The sequence below is a fragment of the Cellulomonas triticagri genome, assembly GCF_003696205.1.
GTDB classification, from domain to species: domain Bacteria; phylum Actinomycetota; class Actinomycetes; order Actinomycetales; family Cellulomonadaceae; genus Cellulomonas; species Cellulomonas triticagri.
The window spans coordinates 1-1,839 of the sequence record NZ_RFFI01000240.1 but is presented as its reverse complement, the minus strand read 5'-3'; the positions used below and the strand labels follow the sequence as shown (position 1 = coordinate 1,839).

Genomic DNA, 1,839 nt, shown 5'->3' with positions numbered 1-1,839 from the left:
GAGGCGCCCGCCGGGCACGTCCGGCCGCAGGCCGAGGGTCGCGCCGAGGACGGTCACGGCGGCGGCCGCGGACCACGCCTGGGGTCGGCAGGACGCGGGGTACGGCACCACCCGGGGCACGGTGCCGCGCGCGTCGCCGCCGTAGAGCTCGGGCAGCCGGTCCGCGAAGTCCGCGGCGGCGGCGAGCAGCCCCTCGGCGAGGGCACCGGCCTCGCGGGCGTGGCCGGACCGGGCCAGCCCGTGCACGACGATCGCGGTGTCGTGCGGCCAGACCGCACCCCCGTGGTAGCGCAGCGGCCAGTACCCGGCGGAGTCGGTGGACATGGTGCGCAGCCCGTACCCGGAGTCCATGTCCGGGCCGGTGAGCCGTGCGGCGACGAGCGCCTCCTCCTCGGCGTCCAGCAGGCCGGTGCCGAGCAGGTGCCCGATGTTGGAGGTGACGGTGTCGACCACGCGCTTGTCGGCGTCCAGGGCGATGCCCGGGTACCGCCCCTGGGCGTCCTGCGTCCAGAACGCCGCCCGGAACCGCTCCGCGAGCCGCGCGGCCCAGGCCCGCCACCGGTCGGCGCCCGAGCGGCCGAACGCGTCGAGCAGGGCGGCGCCCCCGAGCGCCGCCTCGTGGGCGTAGCCCTGCACCTCGGCGAGCGCGATGGGGCCGGTGGCGAGGTCGCCGGTGCGCCACTGCACGGAGTCGCCGGAGTCCTTCCACCCCTGGTTCGCCAGACCGGTGCCGATCTCGTCCACGTACTCGAGGAACCCGTCGCCGTCGGCGTCGCCGTGGTCGGACATCCAGGCGAGCGCGCGCTCCAGGGCGGGCAGCAGCGCCTCGACCTCGGCGGGGGCCATGCCCCAGCGCCACGCGTCGTGCAGGAGGCAGATCCACAGCGGCGTGGCGTCGACGGTGCCGTAGTAGACCGGCGGCAGGACGGTGCCCTCCCCCGGCATGGACAGCTCGGCGCGCCGGACCTCGTGCAGGATCTTGCCGGGCTGCTCGGCGGTCGCCGGGTCGGTGGTGGTGCCCTGCCGGGCGGCGAGCGTCCGCAGCGTGCCGGCGGCGAGGTCGGTGCCCAGGGGCAGCAGCATCCGCGCGGCCCACAGGGAGTCGCGGCCGAACAGGGTGAAGAACCAGGGCGCGCCCGCGGCGAGGAACACGTCGTCGGGGGCGAACCGGGCGGACATCCGCAGGGTGCCGAGGTCCGCGAGCGCCTGGTCCAGCAGGGCGGGCAGGCGGCGGTCGGCGGCGTCGACGTCCGGGGCGGCCCACTCGGGGCGCGGGCGTGCGGGGGCGGTGACGACGCCGCCCGCGTCGGTGATCGTGAGGGTCCAGGTGCCGGTCCACGGCGCCCCGGTCGTGGCGGTCGCGTCCCAGGCGAGCCGCACCGTGCCGTCCGGGGCGACCTCGACGTCCGCGCCGGGCGCGTGCAGGTGCACCGTGACGTCGGCGTCGGCGTCCCAGCGGATCCCGTCCGGGGTGACCTCGGGGGCGGGGGCGGGCAGGGCGGGCGCTCCGGACTTGATCCGGTCCATCGGCGTGCCGTCGGGGGTGAGCACCACGGCGACCCGGGCGTGCACCGGCGCGGCGGTGGAGCAGCTGAGCGCGAGCGTCTCGGTGACGGCACCGGGGGTCACCTCCCGCACGCGCTCCAGCCGGGCGGTGGGGTCGGCCCCGGGGCCGTCGACGCCGCGGGCGAGCAGCACGGCGCGGGCACGCCCGGGGCCGTCCGCGCCGGACGCCACCGCCGCGGGCGCGGCGCCGTCGACGGTGAGGTGCGCGCCCCGCAGCACGCGCACGTCGCCGTGGTAGACGCCCTGGGCGCCACGACCGTCGGCGAGGGCGAC

General features: G+C 78.4%; 1 protein-coding gene. It reads right to left on the bottom strand.

The genetic code is table 11. The annotated features are described in order from the left end of the window. On the bottom strand, positions 1-1,839 hold a 1,839-nt coding region (locus tag EBM89_RS20500; RefSeq protein WP_122151398.1), incomplete at both ends, for a glycogen debranching N-terminal domain-containing protein.